We start from the raw sequence: 22,151 nt of genomic DNA, 5'->3' as shown, positions 1-22,151 counted from the left end.
CAAAGAAATGGTAAAATTTAATCAAGTTACTTTGGCAGCTTCTATTGGTGCATTACTGTCATTGAGCACAGTTACTTTTGCAGGCCAGGGGTTAACCAGCTTGTCTGATGAGGAAATGGCTAAACAAACAGGTCAGGTATTATTTAATGCCTCTTATTTAGCGCCTTCCGATAGTGGTAACTTTGAAAGCGCTAACAATGTGGGGTTTTACAAGCTTGGGCTGGAAGCTGAACTGCAAATTAATGCCAATATCAAAAAATTGCAGCTTGGTTGTGGTGGAGTTAATGGTGCCAATGGATGTGATATTGACATAGATAATTTAAGTCTGAGCGGAAATTCAGCCACAAGAGAGGGCAGGGTTGGTTCCGATGCAGTATTAACTAATCCATTTATTGAGTTTGCTATAAAAAATCCGGATAGTGCCTCCTTAAGAGAAGTGGTGGGTTTTAGGGTAAGTAGTGAGAAAATGCAGGGACTGTTAACTGCAGGTACTGCAAACTCGAGCACTGCCAATGGTATTAACAGTATTTCCGGTTATATGAAAGTCCAGTCAGACCCCAGCGGGATCATTAAAGGCTATGCAAAAACCATGGCTACAAGAGATAACTTGTATGGGCCCAATGAGGTACAAGGTACGTTGCAGGCCTTGGGTTTAGGTGGTGTAGCAGAAGCTGACTTTAAGACGACCAATGGCGGTTTTAATGTTCCAGCCATTAATAACAATTACTTTGAAACACCAGCGATTAAGGTAAATGGCACTAGAATTAAATCTGTAACGCTAAGCGCACCCGTTAAAGTACCCAATATTTATGTGGGTAATGGGGCAGACTATCCGGTGGCTGGAACAGTGCAGTACAATGCCACACCGCACCAGGCTGGCATACCAGAGCCTTCTGCAATATATACCCAGGGTGGCCCGGTAGAAGCTACTGTCACTCAGTGTAGGGTTATAGCATGTCTTATAGCACCCAACGGCACCAAGTTACCCAACGTATACATGAACGGAACCATTAGTAATATTACTGCCAACCTGAATCTTCAGCAGTCTTTAGGGTTAATTCACAGTTTACCTATTGATTCGCCATTTTATTTAAGCCTTCAGAAAAATGCCATGCACTGGCCTGGTGCCAAAGCAGATGATATTGCTCAAAAAGGATGGTGGCTTTCCCTTGCCGATCCTGTAAATATTGGTAATGTTAATCTAACCGATGCCATAGACATTAGTCCATTATTTCCACAAATATCCACCTTTGTTTCTCAGTATCTACAAGCCAATCCGGCTAAAACCAATGATCTGGCCGGCTTACTGAATATTGGTGATTTAACTGCTAACATTGGTACCATTGATTTAAAAGATGCACCGCTGACGTTAAACCTTAGTAACTTGCAGCTGACCAATCAGGACTTTGTACCAAACTGCTATGGCGGCCTTACCTTCTGCTAAGTGTTACGGTTGTTAAGTTTTCCTGTTAAGTAGTTTTCCTGTTAAGTAGTTTTCCATCCAATAAAAAAGCGGCCCAAGCCGCTTTTTTATTGCCCTATCTCTTTATAAACTAATGGTGACAGCTGACACGTACAGTCTTATCACAACTACTATCAGTCTGACCACAGCCACTACAGGCTCATCACAACCACTACAGGCTCTGCATAACCATTATTGCTTCGCCGCAACCACTACAGCCTTACAAATTCAACAATTTGTTCAACCGCTTGCTCAAGGGAGGCTGCTGTCACTGTTGAGTCGGCCTGAATCTGCTCACTCACCAATACAGCAATTCCTGTGCCGCGCAGCAGGGCCGCATCATGCGCATTGAGTGTGGCATTGGCAATGGCCACAATGCCACGCTGTAACAAGCGTCGTTCCAGGGCTTCAGCTTGACCAAGCAAAGGCGCAGGCAAGGCCAGCACCGCAGGTTTTTGACCCAGCCGTGCGGCACGCTCTTCCGCACTAACTGGCCGCTGCTGATCGGACAATTGAACAGTATCTTCAATCATGCCGGCGCCAATGGTGACGTTGCTTAAGCGGTCAATAAAAATAAACGAACCGGTATAGCGGCTGTCGGCATAGCGATCAAAGGCAATCGGGCGGTCAAACTCGACCACTACATCGGCAATGCCATTGAGTTCGACCTGTTCGGCGCTGTTTTGTTGTAGTGTATTGACATCAACCCGGTAATTAATCTGACTTACGATAGCAGGTACATTTTGTGAACCCACCTTGATGTTATACAGCTTGCCCTTAACCAGTGGCTGCTCGGTCATCCACACCACGGTAGCACGTACCGCGCGTGACATCAGCGGCTGGTTATCGGCATGGGTAAGCATGTTGCCACGGCTAATGTCGATTTCATCATGTAATGTAAGCGTAACTGCTTGCCCGGCAAAGGCTTGTTGCAGGTTGCCATCATAGGTCACAATTTCCTTAACGGTGCTGCGCTTACCAGAAGGCAGCGCCACAATTTCATCACCCACACGCACCGAACCTAGCGCAATGGTACCGGCAAAGCCACGGAAGTCCAGGTTGGGACGGTTAACATACTGAACCGGAAAACGGAAATCACGCTTGGCGGTATCGCGGTTAATTTGCACGCTTTCCAGAATCTGCATTAGGGTTTGGCCCTGATTCCCATTGGTGTGGTACCACGGGGTATGCGTCGATGGATTCACCACGTTATCGCCATTTAGGGCAGACATTGGCACAAAGTGAATTTCACTGGGCTTGCGGTTGCCAAGCTGATCAACAAACTTGAGGTAATCCTGCCTGATTTCATCAAAACGGCTTTGCGAGTAATCCAGCAAGTCCATTTTATTGACTGCCACAATAATGTGCTTAATGCCCAGCAGTCCTGCAATGTAGCTGTGACGGCGGGTCTGGGTTTGCACCCCATAACGCGCATCAATCAGGATAATGGCCAGGTCACAGGTTGAGGCGCCAGTGGCCATGTTGCGGGTATATTGTTCATGCCCCGGCGTGTCGGCAATGATGAACTTGCGTTTTTCGGTTGAAAAGTAGCGATAGGCCACATCAATGGTAATGCCTTGTTCACGCTCGGCTTGCAGGCCGTCAACCAGCAGCGCCAAGTCAGGAGCATCACCAGTAGTACCCACTTTTTTACTGTCACGGGTAACGGCTTGCAGGTGATCTTCGTAGATCAGTTTTGAATCATACAGCAGGCGGCCAATGAGGGTACTTTTACCATCATCCACATTACCGCAGGTTAAAAAGCGGAGCAGGTCTTTTTGTTCATGCTGCTTTAAATAGGCCAAAATATCCTGGCTAATCAGCTCGGACTGATGAGACATTCCAATAACTCCAAAAATTTTATATGGTGGCTTTCTATGCGCAGACGGGCTGTAGGCTGGCTATAGAACAATCAGGAAAAACGCTAGAGTGCCAGTCAAGGTAATGCCAGCACCAGTTGCATCTGATTAGAAATAACCTTCCTGCTTTTTCTTTTCCATTGAGCCGGCTTCGTCATGGTCAATCATGCGGCCCTGACGCTCGGAACTGGTGGCCAGCAGCATTTCCTGAATGATTTCAGGCAGTGTGTCGGCAGCAGATTCAACCGCACCCGTTAATGGATAGCAGCCCAGCGTACGGAAGCGTACGGACTTCATTTGGGGGACTTCACCATCACGTAGCGGCATGCGTTCATCGTCCACCATAATCAGGGTGCCGTTGCGCTCAACTACCGGACGCTCAGCTGCGTAATACAATGGAACCAGCGGAATTTGTTCAAGGTAGATATATTGCCAGATGTCCAGCTCAGTCCAGTTGGACAGCGGGAACACGCGAATACTTTCGCCCTTGTTCACTTTGCCGTTATAGATATTCCACAGCTCAGGACGCTGGTTTTTAGGATCCCAGCGATGCTTGGAATCACGGAAGGAATACACACGCTCTTTGGCGCGGGATTTTTCTTCATCACGACGTGCACCACCAAAAGCAGCATCAAACTGGTATTTGTCCAGGGCCTGCTTGAGTGCCTGTGTTTTCATGATGTCGGTATATTTGGAGCTGCCGTGGGTAAAAGGGTTGATGCCCGCTTCACGGCCTTCCTTGTTCTGGTGAACAATCAGCTCAAGGCCCAGTTTGCTGGCCATTTGATCACGGAAGCTAATCATGTCCCTGAATTTCCAGCCGGTATCCACATGCATCAGTGGAAACGGGAGCTTGGCAGGGTAAAATGCTTTCATGGCCAGATGCAGCATGACCGCAGAATCCTTGCCAATGGAATACAGCATCACCGGATTATCAAATTCGGCGGCAACTTCACGAATGATGTGAATGCTTTCAGCTTCAAGCTGTTTCAGATGTGTGAGTCTTTCCTCAGTCATTTATTTACCCAGCAAGGACTAAATTTTAAACGCAGTATTGTAACACGTTTTGCCTTGGGCTATGGCGGCTTTTACAGGAATCAGACTCAGATAGGCTGATAAGCGATATTGATAAAACTGCTAAATACTCGGATATTTATTAATTTTGGTTAGAATAATAGAGATAAAAAACTTAGAGATCATTTTCAAATTCGTCTAGCCCGTGAAATTTAAAAATAACGGTTTCATAAATTAACTCAGTGAGAGAGCCAGTTGAAGGTTACAATCATAGTTATAATAGTAAGGCTAATCTAATAAAAGCGGTGCTTAGGCAGTCCTAAACACACGCTGTTTTTCACGCGACCAGTCACGGTCTTTTTCCGTTGCACGTTTGTCATGCAGTTGCTTACCTTTCACCAGTGCAATTTCACACTTAACCAAAGCACCCTTCCAGTAGCAGGCTAATGGTACACAGGAATAACCCTTCTGGTTGACCGCACCCATGAGTTTTTCAATTTCACGGCGCGACAATAAAAGCTTGCGGGTGCGATTGGCTTCAGGGACCACATGGGTTGAGGCAGACAACAGTGGCATGATCTGGCTACCAAACAAAAATGCCTCGCCATTTTTAAAAATGACATAGCTTTCAGACAGGTTCATTTTGCCGGCACGCAAGGATTTAACTTCCCAGCCCAGTAGCGACATACCAGCTTCAAATTTTTCTTCAATAAAATAGTCGTGACGGGCACGACGGTTCTGGGCAATCGTACCGCCCTGATGCAGTTTTTTAACAGTAGCTTTATTCATATTTATCAAGAATCCAATAAGAACACTAGTTTACCTAATTTTAGCGGCTGGCTTTAGTTAATTTTGGTTATAGCATTAATCAATCATGCTGACTTCGCGTTAAAAACAAGTTTTTGCTAAACTAGGGCAAATTTATCGGCAACCGAGCATAAGCAATGGCCACTAAAGTACTTTATCCGGGCACATTTGATCCTATTACCAATGGCCATGTTGACCTTGTTGTGCGTGCCTCCAAGATGTTTGATGAGGTGGTGGTCGCCATTGCAGCAGGCCATCATAAAAATCCGGTCTTTAGCCTGGAACAGCGGGTTGCCCTGGCACAGCAGTCATTAAGTGATCTTAAGAATATCAAGGTGATTGGGTTTAGTGGCTTACTGGTGAATTTATTTCAGGAACAGCAGGCCACCGCAGTGCTGCGTGGTTTACGTGCAGTGTCTGACTTTGAATATGAGTTTCAGCTGGCCAATATGAACCGTCAACTGGATAGCCAGTTTGAATCGGTGTTTTTAACGCCATCCGAGCATTTGTCTTTTGTATCATCGACCTTGGTACGTGAAATTGCCCGGCTTAAAGGTGATGTCACCAAGTTTGTGCCTAAAGCCGTATCTGAAGCCTTTGCCCAAAAGCATGCGCAAGGTGGCTGGTAAAAAAGGCGAGTAGTTTTACTGATAAACCCGGGATAAGCCATGGCCTTAAAAATTACGCTGGAATGCATTAATTGTGATGTGTGCGAGCCGGTGTGTCCCAATCAGGCCATTTATATGGGTGAGGAGATTTATCAAATTGATCCTGACCTATGTACCGAATGCGTGGGACATTTTGATACGCCACAATGCCAGCTATTTTGCCCGGTAGACTGTATTCCGCATGACCCTGAGCATGTGGAAAGTCAGCAAGCGCTGCTGCAAAAATATGAAGGGTTGCAGGCTTTGCAAAATGAGCCTGCAAAACCCGAGTGAAAAACATTTGAAAAGTAACAGCGCACGGCTGTTTTTTTTGTTACCATGCGCGCCTTGAAGTGAGTTGGACGGTCGCTGCTGTGGAGGTTATCAAAACTAAAGCAGGGGAGGAAAGTCCGGGCTTCATAGGGCATGGTGCCAGGTAACGCCTGGGCGGTGAAAGCCGACGGAAAGTGCAACAGAGAGCAGACCGCCAGCTTGCTTAGGCAGGTTGGTAAGGGTGAAAGGGTGCGGTAAGAGCGCACCGCGTGTCTGGTAACAGGTCACGGCATGGTAAACCCCACCAGAAGCAAGACCAAATAGGAATCCTTTGGCGTGGCCCGCGTTGGATTCGGGTAGGTTGCTTGAGCGTATTGGTGACGATACGCCTAGAGGAATGATCGTCCTCGACAGAACCCGGCTTATAGACTCACTTCAAGCCTGATTCCTGAAAAAAATTTGATTTATTTGCCTGCTTTTTATGCGCGCACGCTAAAAATAGGCTTGACGGCAGTCTAAGAAATAATGATAATGCGCGCACAGTTTAAGGCTATGTAGCTCAGTTGGTTAGAGCACAGCACTCATAATGCTGGGGTCGCAAGTTCGAGTCTCGCCATAGCCACCATTTTATAGGTCACTCACCCGAGTGACCTTTTTTTATGCGTTTTGTCCTGTTAGATGATGCCCTAAGCAGTTATAAAATACCTTGCAAGCACGTAAGTTAGATTCACTGAATTGCCTAAGAAAAACGATAATATGCTAGACAGTGAGGACTTTTGACCACAGCAAAAACGCTGGTTAATAAAATTTATCCTGTTAAATTTATTGTTTTGGTTTAAAAGGAATGATTAAACGCCAGTTATGAATATACCTTAGTGCTGCGATGTCTATTGAGGGTTAATGGGTATTGCCTATCGTTATTCTATCCATCCAGGAGCACAGCTTGAATGATGAGATACATCAATAGACGTGCGCTCACCTGTAGAGTCTCCAATCGAAGTACAAATTTCATTGCGCCTGATCTGGTGACGGGGTGTGCTTATCGCTGTGGCTACTGTTATATGCGGCGTAATAAGCCTTTTGGAATTGATATTGCCAAAAATCAATCCGATATTATTGCAGCCATTGATCAGCATGTGAATGGATTGGCGTGGCCAAAGAATCCTGATCAAACCCATGAGACTTACTGGACCTATGACATTGGCTGCAATACCGATGTGGCTTTACATGTTAAACATGCGGACTATCTTCAGCTGTTTGATTATTTTAAAAGCAGTGAAAAAGCCTTTGGTTCTTTTGCCACCAAACGGGTGAATCTCAAATTACTGGACTATGATCCCAATAATAAACTACGGATTCGCTTTTCAATTATGCCTGAAACATTTCGGCAGATACTGGAACCTGGCACCTCATCTATCCTAGAACGGTTAGACGCGGTTCAGTTATTTATTAAGGCGGGCTGGGAGGTGCATTTAAATTATTCGCCGGTAATTGCCTATAATCAGTCATCACAGCAGTATGAAGAGTTATTTAGATTGGTCGACCATAAAGTACCTGATCAGTATAAAGATAGGGTTAAAGCTGAAGTGATATTTTTAACCCATAATGAAAAGATGCATCTCTACAATGTACAACAAGGCCATGAAGCGATTGAACAGCTCTTATGGCAACCACAGTTTCAGGAAATAAAACAGTCGGGTTATGGTGGGGAAGTGCTTCGCTACCGATATGATATTAAGGCACAGATGATCCGTAAGTTTAAGCAGCTGCATCAGGCCATCATTCCCTGGAACACCATCCGCTACATCTTTTAATGGCCACTTGAACTGGCTTTACATCTCTTCTTTTAACAGTGACGATTGGTGGATTTGCAGACAGCGCCTGGCATGGTTTTCACCCCAGACGTGGATGGCTTGCACCATGGGAAACAGGGTTTGTCCCTGTTCAGTCAGCGCGTATTCAACTTTGGGGGGAACTTGCTGATAGTCAAACCGCCTGATGACGCCATCACTGACCGGGCAATGGCAACATCTGTTGGTTGTTCATACAACAGCATATACAACACCTTGATAGTATCATCGAATCTATAAACTGGCGTTAACAGGTGCAAACGAACGGTCTAACGATTTTAAGTTGCATCAAACCCGCACTTAAAACTGTGACCGCTTGCTCACAATGTGCTGGGTTATCGGTCTAAAATCTGAATAGTATCCTAAGAATGCTAATTCAGCTCGATATTTACCGCTAAATCAAGTCCAAGAGTCTTAATATAATGATAAGCTCTGAAGAAGCTATAAAAATATAATCATTAATTTAAACGACTAAATTTATTAGAAATTTCTAAAAAATAAAATTATTTTTTTGATTGGCTTGATCTAGCCAAGATCTTTTAATGAATGTTTTAATCATCTCCTGACTTGGTTTTTTTATTTAAAAACACCCGACTTGAATCCGAACAAACTGTCATTCTAAGATGGAGTACGGTAAGGTCAGGCTCAAACCTTGCAAAGCGTATGTTTAATCTGTGCTAGGTCGCCATGTTGATGGTCATGCTAGAGAGACAATAACTTTTGCGGCCCGAGCATTACTACTTTTTAAGCTGCAGAAACATGCAAAAGCAGACGCCATAAGCATGGGCTATCGGTTAACAAATCCATTTTAATAGTTGGAAGTCAACCCAACTCGGCTAGCGTCTGCCATTTTAGATGAACCATTTCAGTGCGAGGTATTTGTAATGATTACGACAGCGATTCGGAAAACAGTTTCCCGTACATTCAAGCCCAGTGCATTGAAACCACGGAATCAAGCACAACTGCCTGATTTTGCCATAAAAAGTTCTATTCCAATTCGCCATTTAGCCATTGGATTCAAAGGCAAGGAAATTGATTTATCATTTTATATGAACAATCAGTTTGCCACCCTGTTTTTTGCCACTCTATCGGTTTTTTTAACCTATGGCGAAGATCTGGTGATTGAAACGGCGCGCCATCATCGCGAGTTTATTAAAGATCCGGTATTAAAGCAGCGTGTTACTTCGCTGATTGGCCAGGAAGCTATTCATTCCAAATTGCACAACGAATTTAATGATGCAATCACTGAGCTGCAATATCCGGTAAGGTTATATCGCTTTCTGGGCGAGCAGTTTTTTAAGCACGTTTTCCTGCGTTTCCCACAGCCCCTGAAGTTGTCGATGATGGCAGGTATCGAGCATTTTACTGCAGTGCTGGCCGAATACATGATGAAGCATGAACAGAATTTTTATCATTCTGACGATGCCAAAACCCGTGCATTGTGGATGTGGCATATGCTGGAAGAATCTGAGCATAAAGACATTGCTTACGATGTGTACCAGCTGCTAAATGGCAATTATAAGTTGCGGGCTGGTGGCTTTCTGTTGGCCTATATCACTATTCTGGTGCTGGTGCCATTTGCTGCCTTTATGGTGCCTGTCTTGCGCAAGCCGCAGGAAATGCTAACCGGTAAATTCTGGAAAGACATGCGCCGTGGCATTAACCTGCTGTTTAGTCCAACAGAAGGCGTGTTTGGCAGTACACAAGGCCAGATTTTTGATTATTTACGTCCAGACTTTCACCCCAATGACCATGACACCACTGAGTATCTGGACTATTACAAGAACAAGCTGCTGACCGAGGGTGGGGCATTGCATTCTTTCTTTATCAAGGAATTCACCCCCAAGGTACAGCAGGCAGCCTAACGGCCTATATGTTTTTTGCTACCCAGCAGCAATAAGGGCCGGGTAGCGAAAACTATCAAAAAACTGGCAAGTTTTTCTCATTTGCAAGCTACGGGCATTGTGCTGAGATGCTAATTCTTAACCAAGCAAGCGCTTGCTCAATCGATACAAAGGCCCGGATCAGGGATTTTCTTTGCAAGTGTTTCTTAAGATGAAGTTAATGTTTTTATTTAGATAGGTGTTGTTATGATTGCTACCGCCGTTCGGAAATCACTCAAGAAGCTCAAGTTCTATCGTGAAATTCAGCTACCTGATTTTGCCAGCAAACAGCCTATTCCAATTCGTCATTTCAACTTTAAGTTTGATGCCAAAGAGCTGGATCACCGTTTTTTCCGTAATACAGAACTGGCCTCTGCCTATTTTGAAGCCTTGTCAATTTTCCTGACCTTTGGTGAGGATCTGGTGATTGAAACGGCACGCTATCATCGTGACCTTGTGCAAGACCCGGTACTAAAGCAACGGGTCACTGCGCTGATTGGTCAGGAAGCCATTCACTCCAAGGTACATAATGAGTGGAATGAAATCCTGAAAAAACATGATTTTCCGGTTGAGTTTTATCGGTTTCTGGCCAAAAACGTATTTGATTACGGCTTTTTAAGGTTTCCACAGCCGTTAAAGCTATCTTTGATGGCCGGGATTGAGCACTTCACTGCGGTGATTGCTGAATATGCCATGAAGCACGAGTATATTTTTGACGCCATCATTGATGATGAAAAAACCAAAGCGCTATGGCAATGGCACATGCTGGAAGAGTCCGAGCATAAGGACATTGCCTATGATGTATACCAGTTGTTAAACGGCAGTTATGCCTTGCGTATGGCTGGTTTTGCGCTGGCAACCTTTACCATTATCGGGCTGGTATCGCTGGGTGGCTTTTTAATCCCATTTTTGCGCAAACCGTCCAACCTGGTAAGTCCAACCTTTTGGAAAGATGCGCTTTATAGTGCCAAGGTCATGTTTAGCCCAAAAGACGGGGTATACGGCAGTACCATTCGCCATGTGTTTGATTATGTGCGCCCGGATTTTCACCCAAATGACCACGATACCAGTGAGTATCTGGATTATTACAAGGACAAGCTGCTAAATCAGGACACTGGCCTGCTGGCCCGTTATATGACCAAGGAATTCTTTCCCCCGGTTCGTGCAGCCTAAGCGTTAATCCCTGTGTCGCCATAACCCGACTTATGGCTACTTTTCCCTGATTGTTTTGGATAAATGATAATGTTATTTGGCAAGAAAGAGCAGAAGCCCAGCCACAAAGCCTATGCAGTGGTGACGGGAGCAGGCAGTGGGATTGGCCGTAGCTTTGCGCTGGAACTGGCGAAACGGGGTGGCACCGTGGTGTGCTCAGACATTAACCTTGATGCCGCCAGAGAAACGGTAGGCCTGATTGAAGCCCTTGGTGCAAAAGGCTTTGCCGTACAGTGTGATGTGGGAAAAGAAGAGCAGGTCACGCAGCTGGCCGAGCAAGCCGGGCAGTTGATGCAAAGCCCGGTTACGCTGGTGATTAATAATGCGGGAATCGGCCTGGGTGGCAAATTTGATGAAATGACCCTGGAAGACTGGCAGTGGTGCATGAATATCAATTTATGGGGCGTGATTTATGGTTGCCGTGCCTTTGTACCGAAATTTAAGCAACTGGGTCATGGTGCCATTATCAATGTGGCTTCCGCTGCTTCTTATACTGCCGCGCCCGAAATGACCGTTTACAACGTGTCTAAAGCCGGGGTTCGGGCCTTGTCAGAGACACTATCGGCGGAACTGAAGAAATTTGATATTAAAGTCAATGTGCTGTGCCCGACCTTGGTGCCAACCAATATCATCAAAAATGGCAAGGTGCCGCATAAGGGGCTACTGGATTATGCCTTGACCAATCTGGCCTTTACCACCAGTGACAAGGTGGCAAAACTCACGCTGGATAATTTGGATAAAGGCAAGTTGTATACCATTCCGCAAATCGATGCCAAGCTGTTCTGGCTGATGAAACGCGCATCACCAGACCTTTACACCAAGTTTCTGGGCATAGGCTACAGACTGTTTAAATAAGCAGGCTGTTTAAGACAGCGTCTGTGTAATTCACCAATTTAGAGGTAGGTTTTTTCATGACAACAGCAGCAAAAACAAACAGCCGTGCCAAAAAAACGGCAACTCCGGCACACATCTATGACACCTTTATTGTGGGTGCGGGCATTTCCGGGATTGCGGCAGCCATTCGCTTAAACAAGGAAGGCTACAGCAATTTCAAGATTATTGAAAAAGCCAGCCGCGTGGGTGGAACCTGGCGCGAAAATACCTATCCGGGGTGTGGCTGCGATGTACCCTCATCGCTGTATTCCTACTCCTTTGCGCCAAGTGCCAAGTGGAGCCACCTGTTTGCCCGCCAGCCGGAAATTTTGAATTATCTGGAAGAAACCAGTAACCAGTTCAACATTACCTCGCTGATTGAGTTTAATAATGAACTGCTCAGTGCCGAGTGGAATGAAGCCCAGCATGTGTGGCAACTGGAAACCACCAATGGCCCGTATTTGTCCAGAACGGTGATTTTTGCCACTGGTCCCATTACGGAAGCGCAAATTCCAAAACTCAATGGCATTGAAACCTTTACCGGTGAGATGTTCCATTCTGCCAAGTGGAACCATGATTATGACCTCAAAGGCAAACGGATTGCCGTGATTGGTACAGGTGCATCCGCCATCCAGTTTGTGCCACAAATCCAGCCACTGGCCAAAGAACTGTATGTGTTCCAGCGGACTGCTCCGTGGGTGGTGCCAAAGCCGGATACAGACCTGAGTGAATTTAGCAAATCAATCATTGCCAAATATCCAGTGATTCAAAAAAGCTGGCGCAAGGCCGTGGCACAATCACTGAATGCCATTAACTTTGGCCTGAGAAATCCAGCCGTGTTAAAGCCAGTGGGCGAAATTTTTAAACAGGTGCTTAAAGCTCAGGTAAAAGACCCGGAACTGCTGAAAAATGTGACCCCTAATTTTACCATTGGCTGTAAGCGCCTGCTGTTTGCCAACAATTATTATCCGGCCTTGCAGCAACCCAACACCACGCTGATTCCGCACGGTCTGGTGAAGGTTGAGGGCAATACCGTGGTGGCTGCCAACGGCGAGCGCCATGAAGTGGATGTCATTATCTGGGGCACGGGCTTTGAGGTGTCTCATCCGCCAATTGGCAAGCGCGTGAAGAATGAAAAAGGTGAAGTGCTGGCTGAGCTGTGGAAAAATACCTCGCCAGAAGCCTATCTGGGCACCAGCATTGAAAACGTCCCCAATGCCTTTTTGGTACTGGGGCCAAACGTACTGGTATATGATTCCTTTATTGGACTGGCCGAAGCCCAGCTGGACTACATTGTGGATGGCCTGCTCAAGATCAAGCAACAGGGCATTAGCAAACTGTCAATCAAGCCTCAGGTGTTAAGACATCATAACGAGCAGGTGCAAAAACACCTGAAAACCACGGTATTTAATGCGGGTGGTTGCCAGAGCTATTATCTGGATGCCAATGGCCGCAACTTTGCAGCATGGCCGTGGTCGCTGAAAAAACTGAAAGCCCGACTGAAAACCTTGAATCTTGAAGACTACACCCTGCAATATGGTGCAGCCGCCAATAGCGATACTAATACTAGCGTTGCCGCCAATACCGCAAAGCAGGCGTCATAATCCTGTTTGACGAATCATGAGTTGTCGTTGCAACACCATAAGGCCTGTCGATTGATGGGCCTTATTATTTTATAGGCATTGCTATGGAGATACTTATAAGTCCAGATATTTAACGGGTTACTGAATTTCGAATTAATTAGTACGGACGCTGGTCTGTTGCGGAATACCAAGACTCAAGGTTTGGCAAATTTGCTGTTTCTGGCTGGCGCTTAGAGGATGGGTCAGCAGGCCTTCAATGGTAAACACCCAAATGTTCATTACAGTCTCAAGATGGTTTGCAGCAATTCCTGCGGCTTCAAGCTCTACGCGCAGCATGGCTTCAATCAGGCGATGAAACTGCTCATGCCAGACCTGAATAGCCGGGGCCAGCAGGGCACGGGCATGTACTGTACTCACCAGTGGACTAACCAGCTCCAGTTGATGAACCACCCACAATAAGCGCGCCGCCATGTCTGTAAATGACTGCTTCAGGTAATCTGCCAGACGTGCTGCCAATTCCCGGTCCAGCACCGCAATCAGCACATCATCCTTATCCTTGAAATACCAGTAAATGGTATTGGGGGCGATACTGGCTGCATTGGCCAGCCGGGTCATTGAGGTGGCCTCGTAACCCTCGCGTAGGAACAATTGCTGTGCAGCGTCGATAATCAGGTTGCGCTTTTCTTCCCGATCCTGCATGCGGTTATTACGTGGCATTAGGCCTCCTGTAGTTAAATCACGCTTTAAATCAAAGCCTAAACTAAAATCCGGTCTTAACTGTTCAAACTGCCAATAAATTGCTCTTGCTACACAGCCAATGACAACGATCCAAAGTAGCTTGACAGTGTTACATTAAGCTGGCTAGTATTATATCTTGAATGGCGTTCAAGATAAATAACCAGTTTGGGGAATCCATGAATAACAACAGCAAATTAATTGATGTGCACCAGCTTGCCACCGATCAGCTGGTGGCATTGTTTTCCACCTTGCAGGCACCTAGCATTGAGGAAATGCATGGTGAATATGCTGCCAGCATGCTAAGCCAGCCTAATCCACTGGCCACCCTTGCAGGTTTAAGCCTGACCAATCCGCTGTTGCCATGGCAATCCAAGGCATTTCGTCCGGTTAACCAGCTCACGGGACGGGGTTACAACACTTTTTTGCTGGGCCGCAAGACCATCCAGCTTTATCCCATGCACACCCTGATTGCACCCTCACGCTTTGACGGGCAGCCTGCCTATCAACTGGTGTACCGCTATTTTCATTCGCTGTGCGGTGCCATCAACATGGTGGATGAAATCCGCCGTCTGGATGACGGACGTTATCTGGGCATTGGCACCTGGGGGTTTAACAAGAAACAGTGCCAGATTCCGTATCCGTTTTTATTGCAAGGCCCGCATCATGACTACCGTGGTGATATTGGCCGTCGCCGCCGTGGTTTTGAGGTTAGCAGCGCTCAAATTCCAGCTTTAACCTAATCCTAAACTTAGTCCTATCAGTGAGCAACATGATGAAAAAACAAAACCGTACAGCATTAATTACTGGTGCTTCAGCAGGGATTGGCGCGACTTTTGCGCGTTTTCTTGCCAGTGAAGGCTATGACCTGTTACTGGTTGCGCGCCGGGCCGAACGACTTGAAACGCTGGCCGCAGAACTCAGCAGTAAGTATGGCATCCAGTGTGATATTTTTGCTGCCGATTTAACGCTGACCAGCGCCCCTGCTGACATCATGGCCTATGCACAGGCGCAGGGTATCAGGATTGATGTGCTGATTAACAATGCCGGGCTGTCTGGCAAAGATGCCTTTGCTAATACGCCATGGGTGACATTGGCGGCTGAAATTCAGCTCATGGTGACCGCAGTAACCGAATTGTGCCATCGCGTCATTCCAGACATGCGCAAGAAAGGCTGGGGCCGTATTATCAACCTGTCATCGGTTGCGGCCTTTTCACCACCGGGCGCCAGCCTGCTGTACACGGGCATTAAAAGCTATGTGCTGGATATTTCACAGTCGCTGGATATGGAACTCAAACCGCAGGGCATTCATGTCACGGCCTTATGTCCGGGTTTTACCCATAGTGAATTTCACGACATCATGGGCACGCGCAATCAGGCCAGCAAGTTGCCGGATATTTTGTGGCAGCAGCCAGAAGATGTAGTGCGCGAAGGCTGGGCAGCAGTGATGAAGGGCAAGCCGGTGTGTGTACCCGGCACCATCAACAAGCTGATTGCCAGCAGCGTGCGACCATTACCGATTAGCCTGCAATATCACTTGGGTAATCGCCTGAATCCGTTTAAAAACTGATTGTTTAAACATACGTGCATTTAATCGTTAGTCTTTTAAGATTTTAAGGATCGAATGAGCAGCGCTATCCAGTTCATTTTAATGATAGCGCTGCTACCAGAACTGGATTTTAAAAATAATGAATCAAACCAGTATTAAGCTTTAAACATGGTACTTTGGTCTATTTTTCTAAAGAATATAAATGACTTATTCAGGCCAACTGTTGCTGGCTTTACCGATAAAAATGCTGTGACTTTATACCTTTTTAGTCAAAAAAGCGCATAATCAAAGGCTATGACTAGCCAGTAACACGAGAAAAACAGCAATGCGCAGACTGATTATTATTTTATTAATTGTTGGTGGATTAGGATTTTTATTTTCAAAAAGTTTTAATCAGCAGCCTGCTCCAGCTACTGTACAGAACCCGGCTGTTACAACACCAACGACACCGATTGCTGGCCCGGATCATGCAGCCATTACCAATATGGCACTGCAAAGTGAAGCCAAGGCTAAACAGGCCGCAGCCATTGCAGCCACTGATCCTGTGGCCGAATATGAAAAAAGCCAGGAGTAGCCATAGGCTTTAGCGTGTTTTAAGGACTGATTTGTCTGCTTAATCAGCCGCTGTTAACTGCTTGATGCGAACCAAACCTGTTAGCCAAGACAACTGGTTTTAAACAGGCGCTGGCTCTGCATAAAACGGAATATGCTTGGCAGTTTTTATGATTTTCCCATACGAGCTTCTTCTTCTACACTGTCACGTTATGCGCTGACATGAGCCTATCAAGATCAGCCCATTAACAGCAGCTCATTAAAAACAACCTGAAACGCGGTTTAGCCAAAGGGTAGGCTTTAGTTTTTCCTGTTTCGCTGCGATTCGCTGTCAGGCATTTTTTATTCCGATTTTATTTAGAGTCACCACATTGCCTTATCCCGTAAATCGTATTTACACAATATGCTGTTTTATCGCAGCTTTACTACACAAATGAACTTGCAGGAATAGGGGGCAGGCGCGGTTTAATAGCGTGTTCATTAAATAAATATAGCCTGAATTTTTTAAGTTTTAGAGACCAGATTTCGGGTGCTGATTTTCGAATAATGAGTTTGAGGTGGTTGCAGTGGCAAACTGGAAAATTGACAATATTGTGTTGGGCTTGCAACAGGCACGCCATGACTGGCGTGAGTCACAGCATCGTCCCAAGGAGTTTGGTGGCCGTGAATTGCCCTCAAAAGAAACCTTGAAAGCCATTGTCGATGACCTGTGCGGTATTTTGTTTCCCATGCGGCTTGGCCCGGCAGACTTGCGGCAGGAAGGCGAGGATGTCTATATTGCCTTTACCCTGGACAAGGTATTGTCGGCACTGTATGAGCAGGTGCGCCTGACGCTGGCCTATGAAGCACGCTACCGCATTTCAGCTACCATCCGCGACAGTAATCACCAGCCTGATCCGGCCATAATCCAGCAACAGGCCAGCAGCGTGGTATAAACGTTTGCCAATGCCTTGCCGGATATTCGCCGTCTGCTGGATAGTGACGTACAGGCTGCCTATGAGGGTGACCCAGCCGCGCGCAGTGTAGACGAAGTATTGCTATGCTATCCGGGACTGCTGGCAATTACCTATCACCGGCTGGCGCATGTGCTGTACCAGAACAATATCCCGTTACTGGCACGCATGATTGCCGAACTGGCGCACTCAGCCACGGGTATTGATATTCATCCGGGTGCGCAAATTGGCAAACGCTTTTTTATTGATCATGGCACAGGCGTGGTGATTGGCGAGACCTGCATTATTGGCGAGCGGGTACGCATTTATCAGGCCGTCACTTTGGGTGCCAAACGCTTTGAGGTGGACGATGAAGGCCACCTGCAAAAGGATTATGCCCGTCACCCCGTGGTTGAAGATGATGTGGTGATTTATGCTGGGGCCACGATTTTAGGCCGGGTTACCATTGGCAAGGGTTCGGTGATTGGTGGCAATGTGTGGCTTACCCATGATGTGCCAGCGCATAGCCAGATTATGCAAAGCATGCCCAAGCCCAAAATCAGTGTTTAAGCCTGTTTAGTTCAGCAGGCTTAAGCAGATTATTCATTCAACGGGCTGTTGCGTGTTGAGCAGCGCCATCAGCTGCTGGCGAAACCACAGTGTTTGCTGCTCCAGATTTTTGCCCCTATCCCAGTATAAATGCAGTTCAAGATCTTCAATGACAATGGGTAGCGGCAAAATCTGAATCTCCAGGTGTTCAGCCACCTGATGCGCCAGACTGCGCGGCATGGTTAGCAATAAGGCGCTGCTTTGCACAATACGGCCTGCCGATTCATACTGCTGGCAACGTATTTTAATCTGCCTTTCAATGCCTTGTTTTGCAAATAAAAAATCCTCTACCGCACGTCCAGTACGCCGGGCAGACACGGCAATATGTTCAGCCTGAATATAGTGACTGGCCGCAGTTTCCACACTAAGTCCCGTTTGTGCCAGCGGATGTTCGGGACGACTCAACACCACAAATTCATCACGCAGCAGCAACTGGTGCGCAATGCCGCGCTCACTGGGCTGGGCAATATCAATCGCCAGATCAATGCGCCCGCTGCTTAAATCACTGCGCAGGGTTTGACGGTCAATCCGTACACTATGAAGCTGGATTTGCGGCACCTGCTGCTGAAACCATTGCACGATTTGCGGTAAAAAAACCGGCTCAATTTCATCATTCATCGCAATGGTCAGCTGCTTGATATCGCGGCTAGCCTCAAATGATGTCGAGCGCTGCATGGCTTGCTGAAACAACAGGAGTGCCTGTTCAATGTCTGGCCACAAACGGTTTGCCAGAGGAGTTGGGCACATACCGTGGCCTTCGCGTATAAATAGCGGATCATCCAGTTGCTCGCGCATGCGTCCCAGCGCATGGCTAACGGCAGATTGACTTAAAAACAACTGTTCGGCAGCGCGGGTCAGGTTACGCTCCCGGTAAACCACAGCAAAAATACGGAACAGGTTTAAGTCCATCCGGCTTAATGGATGACGGCTTGGCGTGATGTTGTGGTTTGACGTATTGTCATTCGGCAAGTTGCTATTTTGGAAATTAGCATTCAGTAAGGGACCACCATGCACAGTATTCATACTATAAAATTAAAATAATTCATTTTATTCATTGTATAAAACCCATTAGATTTAAGCCAGTCGATAAAACAAATCATGCCATAAACAGTATCACCGCACAGACAGGACAGCTTACATGAACTTTGAACTCAGCCAGCGCGGGCAGCAATACCTGGAAAAAACCAGACAATTCATCCAGCAACATATTGAACCCATCGAAGCGGAGTTCTGGCATGAAGTCCATAGCACCAACATTGGTGGTGACTGGACCACCTGGCAATGGCCAGATGTGCTGGAAGAGCTTAAAGCCAAGGCTAAAGCAGCAGGCTTGTGGAATATGTTTTTGCCGGACGAGACGCTGGGCGCTGGTTTGACCATTCAGGAATACGCACACATTGCCGAGCAAACCGGACGCAGCCTGATTGCGCCCACGGTGTTTAACTGCAATGCGCCCGATACCGGCAACATGGAAGTGCTGTGGCGCTATGGTTCTGAGGCACAAAAACAGGAGTGGCTGATGCCGCTGCTGGCTGGCGACATCCGTTCGGTATTTTGCATGACCGAACCTGCTGTTGCATCTAGCGATGCCACCAACATGCAGGCCACTGCCGTGATTGAAGGCGATGAGATTGTATTAAATGGCCGCAAGTGGTGGTCATCAGGGCTGGGTGACCCCAATGCCCGCATTATTATTTTTATGGCACACACGCCCGATGACAGCAAGGATCGCCATCATCAGCATTCCATGGTGCTGGTGCCGGTCAATACATCGGGCGTGACCATTGAGCGTATGCTACCCGTCTTTGGTGACTACGATGCACCGCATGGTCATGGCGAGGTGAGCTTTGACAATGTGCGTGTGCCAGTGAGCAATTTTATTGGCGGGCCGGGCGAAGGCTTTGCCATTGCACAGGGCCGTCTGGGGCCGGGCCGCATTCATCATTGCATGCGTTGCATTGGTGCTGCGGAAAAATCACTGGAGCTGATGATTGACCGTGGCATGAGCCGCGTGGCTTTTGGCAAGCCAATTTTAAATCTGGGTGGTAACCGCGAAAAAGTAGCTGAAGCCCGCATTGCCATTGATCAGGCGCGCTTATTGACTCTATATGCCGTATGGAAAATGGACAATTTTGGCAATATGGCGGCCATGACTGAAATTTCAGCCATTAAAGTGGTTGCGCCAAATGTGCTGGAAAAAGTGGTCGACATGGCCATGCAAATCCATGGTGGGGCAGGCATGTCACGCGATACGCCACTAACCGGATTTTTTGCACAGGCGCGCAGCTTGCGATTGGCGGATGGCCCGGATGAAGTGCACAAAGGCGTGATTGCCCGCATTGAACTGGCCAAACGCGGCTATTCCAGACGTTCCAAATAAGCAAAGACAATTGAGCTGAGGCAACAGGAAACAATAGGAAACAATAGGAAACAACAAGATGTCAGTGATTGATATTGGCGGCACGGTGCGTGATGGTGAGGAACTGGATATTGCGGCAGTAGAGCAATGGCTAAAAACGCAGGGAATGGATTTGCAGGGCAATGCGCGGGTGACCCAGTATTCCGGCGGTGCATCCAACTGGACGTACCGCATTGAATATGACAATCAGGATTTGATCCTGCGCCGTCCACCCGCAGGCACCAAGGCCAAATCCGCACATGACATGGTGCGTGAATACACCGTGCAAAAAGCCCTGAAGCCTGCTTATCCACTGGTGCCGGACATGGTGGCGCTATGTACTGATGAATCGGTGCTGGGCTGCGATTTTTATGTGATGCAGCGGGTAGAAGGCATTATTCCGCGCGCCAATTTGCCCAAGGAAATCAACTTTGGCAAAAGCGAGGTTCGGCAGCTCTGTATCAACGTGCTGGATGCCCTAATTGATTTGCATCAGGTGGATTATCACGGCACCGAACTTGAAAGCTTAGGTAAAAATACGGGTAAAGGCGCAGGCTATTGCCAGCGGCAGGTGGAAGGCTGGGACAAGCGCTATGAAAAGGCCCGTACCTTAAATGTGCCCAGTTTTAAGCTGGTGCGGCGCTGGCTGAAAAATAATCTTCCCGCCGACAGCAAAACCTGTGTCATCCATAATGACTGGCGCTTTGACAATGTGATTTTAGACCCGGGAAATCCAACCCAAGTGATTGGTGTGCTGGATTGGGAAATGGCAACACTGGGTGATCCACTAATGGATCTGGGCAGTGCGCTGGCGTACTGGGTGCAACCGGATGACAATATGATTTTGCGCGCCATGCGTCGTCAGCCCACGCATTTGCCTGGCATGTTTAGTCGCAAGGAAGTGGTGCAGTATTACCTTGATAAAACCGGCATGCACACCCGCAACTGGACATTTTATGAGGTGTTTGGCATGTTCCGGCTGGCAGTGATTGCCCAGCAGATTTATTACCGCTATTACCATAAGCAAACCCGCAATCCGGCCTTTAAAAACTTCTGGCTAATTGTGCATGCCTTGCATGTGCGCTGCCTGACGCTGATGGCACAGCATACCGTGGCACGCTTTAAGGCAAACGCAAGCCTTGGGTCAAAACGAAACAGCCAGAAAAAAGGACAGTAAGCAGCAATGGCACTCATTACCTTAATCCGGCACGGCCAGGCCTCGTTTGGTGCGGCCAATTATGACCAGCTTTCACCCACGGGCTTTGTGCAGTCCAGACAGCTGGGCGAGCTGTTTGCCAGTCAGCAGCAACAGTTTGACCAAGTGTGGATGGGCGCAATGGCCCGTCACCAGCAGACTGCAGAAACCTGTCTGCAAGCGGCTGGTTGTGTACTGGATCCAGTCATCCATGCGGGCTTTAATGAATTTGACCATGAACAGGTTTTGATGAAACTTGATACAGCGCGCTATCCCACCCGAGAAGCACTGATGCAGGCCATTGCGGCCACTGAGCATCCCAAAAAAACGCTGGGTAAACTGTTTGGTGCCGCCATGCAGCGCTGGCAATGTGGCGAATATGATGGTGATTACAGTGAAACATGGCCGCAGTTTCAGGCGCGTAGTATTGCTGCACTCAATGATATTGTGGCGCAAAGTGTAGGGCAGCATAGCGTGGTATTTAGCTCAGGCGGGGTAATTTCCGTGATTGTGCAAGCGCTGATGGGCTTAAGTGATCAGGCCACCTTTGAGCTGAACTGGGCACTGGTTAATTGCGGTATCACACAAATTCGCAGCGATGGCCGCAAACATACTGTACTGAGTATTAATGAGCACAACCATTTTCGTGGTCAGGCCAGTCACTTGCTCACGTGGCATTAACAGCAGGCATTAAAATCGGGCATTAATCCCAACTATT

At 47.2% G+C, this 22,151-nt stretch carries 20 protein-coding genes, 1 tRNA gene, 1 other RNA gene and 1 pseudogene; 17 read left to right on the top strand and 6 right to left on the bottom strand.

The genetic code is table 11. From position 1 onward, the window contains the following. The first annotated feature begins 7 nt into the window (after positions 1-7). Entirely contained in the window at positions 8-1,444 is a 1,437-nt protein-coding gene (locus E2B99_RS11825; protein WP_134245154.1) for a hypothetical protein, read from the top strand. A gap of 230 nt (positions 1,445-1,674) precedes the next feature. Here E2B99_RS11825 and cysN read toward each other — a convergent pair whose 3' ends face one another. The 3 genes from cysN to smpB all read right to left on the bottom strand — a co-directional run bounded on the left by cysN (position 1,675) and on the right by smpB (position 5,124). Then, positions 1,675-3,303, bottom strand: coding sequence for a sulfate adenylyltransferase subunit CysN (cysN, locus tag E2B99_RS11820; protein ID WP_134245152.1), 1,629 nt, complete (start codon positions 3,301-3,303; stop codon positions 1,675-1,677). Positions 3,304-3,429: 126 nt separating this feature from the next. Beyond that, positions 3,430-4,338, bottom strand: coding sequence for a sulfate adenylyltransferase subunit CysD (gene cysD, locus E2B99_RS11815; protein WP_134245150.1), 909 nt, complete (start codon positions 4,336-4,338; stop codon positions 3,430-3,432). Between the two features lie 306 nt (positions 4,339-4,644). Then, the gene (smpB, locus tag E2B99_RS11810) at positions 4,645-5,124 is read right to left on the bottom strand and encodes an SsrA-binding protein SmpB (protein ID WP_134245148.1); all 480 of its coding nucleotides are present in this window, start codon (positions 5,122-5,124) and stop codon (positions 4,645-4,647) included. A gap of 155 nt (positions 5,125-5,279) precedes the next feature. On the opposite strand from smpB, the gene coaD reads away from it, so the two are divergent. The 5 genes from coaD to E2B99_RS11785 all read left to right on the top strand — a co-directional run bounded on the left by coaD (position 5,280) and on the right by E2B99_RS11785 (position 7,876). Then, positions 5,280-5,771 carry a pantetheine-phosphate adenylyltransferase gene (gene coaD / locus E2B99_RS11805; RefSeq protein ID WP_134245146.1) on the top strand — a complete coding sequence of 164 codons (492 nt, stop codon included), beginning with the start codon at positions 5,280-5,282 and terminating at the stop codon, positions 5,769-5,771. 39 nt (positions 5,772-5,810) lie between these two features. After that, positions 5,811-6,083, top strand: coding sequence for a YfhL family 4Fe-4S dicluster ferredoxin (locus E2B99_RS11800; RefSeq protein ID WP_134245144.1), 273 nt, complete (start codon positions 5,811-5,813; stop codon positions 6,081-6,083). Positions 6,084-6,139: 56 nt separating this feature from the next. Further along, positions 6,140-6,503: RNase P RNA component class A (rnpB, locus tag E2B99_RS11795), an RNA gene on the top strand. A gap of 107 nt (positions 6,504-6,610) precedes the next feature. Next, positions 6,611-6,687: transfer RNA gene (locus tag E2B99_RS11790), tRNA-Met, on the top strand. A 322-nt stretch (positions 6,688-7,009) separates the two neighbouring features. Beyond that, the gene (locus E2B99_RS11785; protein WP_346554164.1) at positions 7,010-7,876 is read left to right on the top strand and encodes a spore photoproduct lyase family protein; all 867 of its coding nucleotides are present in this window, start codon (positions 7,010-7,012) and stop codon (positions 7,874-7,876) included. A gap of 18 nt (positions 7,877-7,894) precedes the next feature. Here the strand turns inward: E2B99_RS11785 and E2B99_RS15120 are convergent, their stop codons facing one another. Further along, positions 7,895-8,062: a winged helix-turn-helix transcriptional regulator gene (locus E2B99_RS15120; protein ID WP_134245220.1), complete on the bottom strand. Its 168-nt coding sequence runs from the start codon at positions 8,060-8,062 to the stop codon at positions 7,895-7,897. A 734-nt stretch (positions 8,063-8,796) separates the two neighbouring features. Here E2B99_RS15120 and E2B99_RS11775 point away from each other — a divergent pair. The 4 genes from E2B99_RS11775 (at position 8,797) to E2B99_RS11760 (ending at position 13,484) form a co-directional block, all read left to right on the top strand. Next, positions 8,797-9,777 carry a metal-dependent hydrolase gene (locus E2B99_RS11775; protein WP_134245140.1) on the top strand — a complete coding sequence of 327 codons (981 nt, stop codon included), beginning with the start codon at positions 8,797-8,799 and terminating at the stop codon, positions 9,775-9,777. A 225-nt stretch (positions 9,778-10,002) separates the two neighbouring features. After that, on the top strand, positions 10,003-10,968 hold the full coding sequence (locus tag E2B99_RS11770) for a metal-dependent hydrolase (protein ID WP_134245138.1): 966 nt from the start codon (positions 10,003-10,005) through the stop codon (positions 10,966-10,968). Positions 10,969-11,034: 66 nt separating this feature from the next. Next, positions 11,035-11,862 (top strand): SDR family NAD(P)-dependent oxidoreductase, encoded by an 828-nt coding sequence (locus tag E2B99_RS11765; RefSeq protein WP_134245218.1) that lies wholly within the window; start codon positions 11,035-11,037, stop codon positions 11,860-11,862. A 56-nt stretch (positions 11,863-11,918) separates the two neighbouring features. Next, on the top strand, positions 11,919-13,484 hold the full coding sequence (locus E2B99_RS11760) for a flavin-containing monooxygenase (protein WP_134245136.1): 1,566 nt from the start codon (positions 11,919-11,921) through the stop codon (positions 13,482-13,484). 132 nt (positions 13,485-13,616) lie between these two features. On the opposite strand, the gene E2B99_RS11755 is transcribed toward E2B99_RS11760, so the two are convergent. Beyond that, the gene (locus tag E2B99_RS11755; RefSeq protein ID WP_134245134.1) at positions 13,617-14,180 is read right to left on the bottom strand and encodes a TetR/AcrR family transcriptional regulator; all 564 of its coding nucleotides are present in this window, start codon (positions 14,178-14,180) and stop codon (positions 13,617-13,619) included. Positions 14,181-14,377: 197 nt separating this feature from the next. On the opposite strand from E2B99_RS11755, the gene E2B99_RS11750 reads away from it, so the two are divergent. From E2B99_RS11750 to epsC, 4 genes and pseudogenes are all read left to right on the top strand, one after another. Next, positions 14,378-14,941 (top strand): hypothetical protein, encoded by a 564-nt coding sequence (locus tag E2B99_RS11750; RefSeq protein WP_134245132.1) that lies wholly within the window; start codon positions 14,378-14,380, stop codon positions 14,939-14,941. Positions 14,942-14,970: 29 nt separating this feature from the next. After that, positions 14,971-15,768, top strand: coding sequence for an SDR family NAD(P)-dependent oxidoreductase (locus E2B99_RS11745; RefSeq protein WP_205669677.1), 798 nt, complete (start codon positions 14,971-14,973; stop codon positions 15,766-15,768). A 304-nt stretch (positions 15,769-16,072) separates the two neighbouring features. Next, complete coding sequence (locus E2B99_RS11740) at positions 16,073-16,321, top strand: hypothetical protein (protein ID WP_134245130.1); 249 nt, start codon at positions 16,073-16,075, stop codon at positions 16,319-16,321. Between the two features lie 544 nt (positions 16,322-16,865). Continuing rightward, positions 16,866-17,801 (top strand): annotated as a pseudogene (epsC, locus tag E2B99_RS11735) (serine O-acetyltransferase EpsC). Between the two features lie 33 nt (positions 17,802-17,834). Here the strand turns inward: epsC and E2B99_RS11730 are convergent. After that, positions 17,835-18,749, bottom strand: coding sequence for a LysR family transcriptional regulator (locus E2B99_RS11730; protein WP_240687820.1), 915 nt, complete (start codon positions 18,747-18,749; stop codon positions 17,835-17,837). 229 nt (positions 18,750-18,978) lie between these two features. Here E2B99_RS11730 and E2B99_RS11725 point away from each other — a divergent pair, with 229 nt between their 5' ends. Genes E2B99_RS11725 through E2B99_RS11715 form a run of 3 tightly spaced genes read left to right on the top strand, consistent with a single transcriptional unit; the run spans position 18,979 to position 22,114 of the window. Further along, positions 18,979-20,220 (top strand): acyl-CoA dehydrogenase family protein, encoded by a 1,242-nt coding sequence (locus E2B99_RS11725; RefSeq protein ID WP_134245126.1) that lies wholly within the window; start codon positions 18,979-18,981, stop codon positions 20,218-20,220. Between the two features lie 58 nt (positions 20,221-20,278). Further along, entirely contained in the window at positions 20,279-21,415 is a 1,137-nt protein-coding gene (locus tag E2B99_RS11720) for a phosphotransferase family protein (RefSeq protein ID WP_134245124.1), read from the top strand. 6 nt (positions 21,416-21,421) lie between these two features. Continuing rightward, positions 21,422-22,114, top strand: a complete 693-nt coding sequence (locus E2B99_RS11715) for a histidine phosphatase family protein (RefSeq protein WP_134245122.1) — start codon at positions 21,422-21,424, stop codon at positions 22,112-22,114. Positions 22,115-22,151 lie beyond the last annotated feature (37 nt).

The organism is Alkanindiges illinoisensis (assembly GCF_004377485.1).
GTDB classification, from domain to species: domain Bacteria; phylum Pseudomonadota; class Gammaproteobacteria; order Pseudomonadales; family Moraxellaceae; genus Alkanindiges; species Alkanindiges illinoisensis_A.
This window is presented reverse-complemented; position numbering and strand designations above follow the sequence as displayed.

Coding starts and splice junctions, on each gene's coding strand:
- E2B99_RS11800 (WP_134245144.1), top strand. CDS start 5,811: ATGGCCTTAAAAATTACGCTGGAATGCATTAATTGTGATGTGTGCGAG.
- E2B99_RS11740 (WP_134245130.1), top strand. CDS start 16,073: ATGCGCAGACTGATTATTATTTTATTAATTGTTGGTGGATTAGGATTT.
- E2B99_RS11825 (WP_134245154.1), top strand. CDS start 8: ATGGTAAAATTTAATCAAGTTACTTTGGCAGCTTCTATTGGTGCATTA.
- cysD (WP_134245150.1), bottom strand. CDS start 4,338: ATGACTGAGGAAAGACTCACACATCTGAAACAGCTTGAAGCTGAAAGC.
- E2B99_RS11715 (WP_134245122.1), top strand. CDS start 21,422: ATGGCACTCATTACCTTAATCCGGCACGGCCAGGCCTCGTTTGGTGCG.
- E2B99_RS11770 (WP_134245138.1), top strand. CDS start 10,003: ATGATTGCTACCGCCGTTCGGAAATCACTCAAGAAGCTCAAGTTCTAT.
- E2B99_RS11755 (WP_134245134.1), bottom strand. CDS start 14,180: ATGCCACGTAATAACCGCATGCAGGATCGGGAAGAAAAGCGCAACCTG.
- E2B99_RS11750 (WP_134245132.1), top strand. CDS start 14,378: ATGAATAACAACAGCAAATTAATTGATGTGCACCAGCTTGCCACCGAT.
- smpB (WP_134245148.1), bottom strand. CDS start 5,124: ATGAATAAAGCTACTGTTAAAAAACTGCATCAGGGCGGTACGATTGCC.
- coaD (WP_134245146.1), top strand. CDS start 5,280: ATGGCCACTAAAGTACTTTATCCGGGCACATTTGATCCTATTACCAAT.
- E2B99_RS11720 (WP_134245124.1), top strand. CDS start 20,279: ATGTCAGTGATTGATATTGGCGGCACGGTGCGTGATGGTGAGGAACTG.
- E2B99_RS11760 (WP_134245136.1), top strand. CDS start 11,919: ATGACAACAGCAGCAAAAACAAACAGCCGTGCCAAAAAAACGGCAACT.
- E2B99_RS11725 (WP_134245126.1), top strand. CDS start 18,979: ATGAACTTTGAACTCAGCCAGCGCGGGCAGCAATACCTGGAAAAAACC.
- cysN (WP_134245152.1), bottom strand. CDS start 3,303: ATGTCTCATCAGTCCGAGCTGATTAGCCAGGATATTTTGGCCTATTTA.
- E2B99_RS11745 (WP_205669677.1), top strand. CDS start 14,971: ATGATGAAAAAACAAAACCGTACAGCATTAATTACTGGTGCTTCAGCA.
- E2B99_RS11775 (WP_134245140.1), top strand. CDS start 8,797: ATGATTACGACAGCGATTCGGAAAACAGTTTCCCGTACATTCAAGCCC.
- E2B99_RS11730 (WP_240687820.1), bottom strand. CDS start 18,749: ATGGACTTAAACCTGTTCCGTATTTTTGCTGTGGTTTACCGGGAGCGT.
- E2B99_RS11785 (WP_346554164.1), top strand. CDS start 7,010: ATGATGAGATACATCAATAGACGTGCGCTCACCTGTAGAGTCTCCAAT.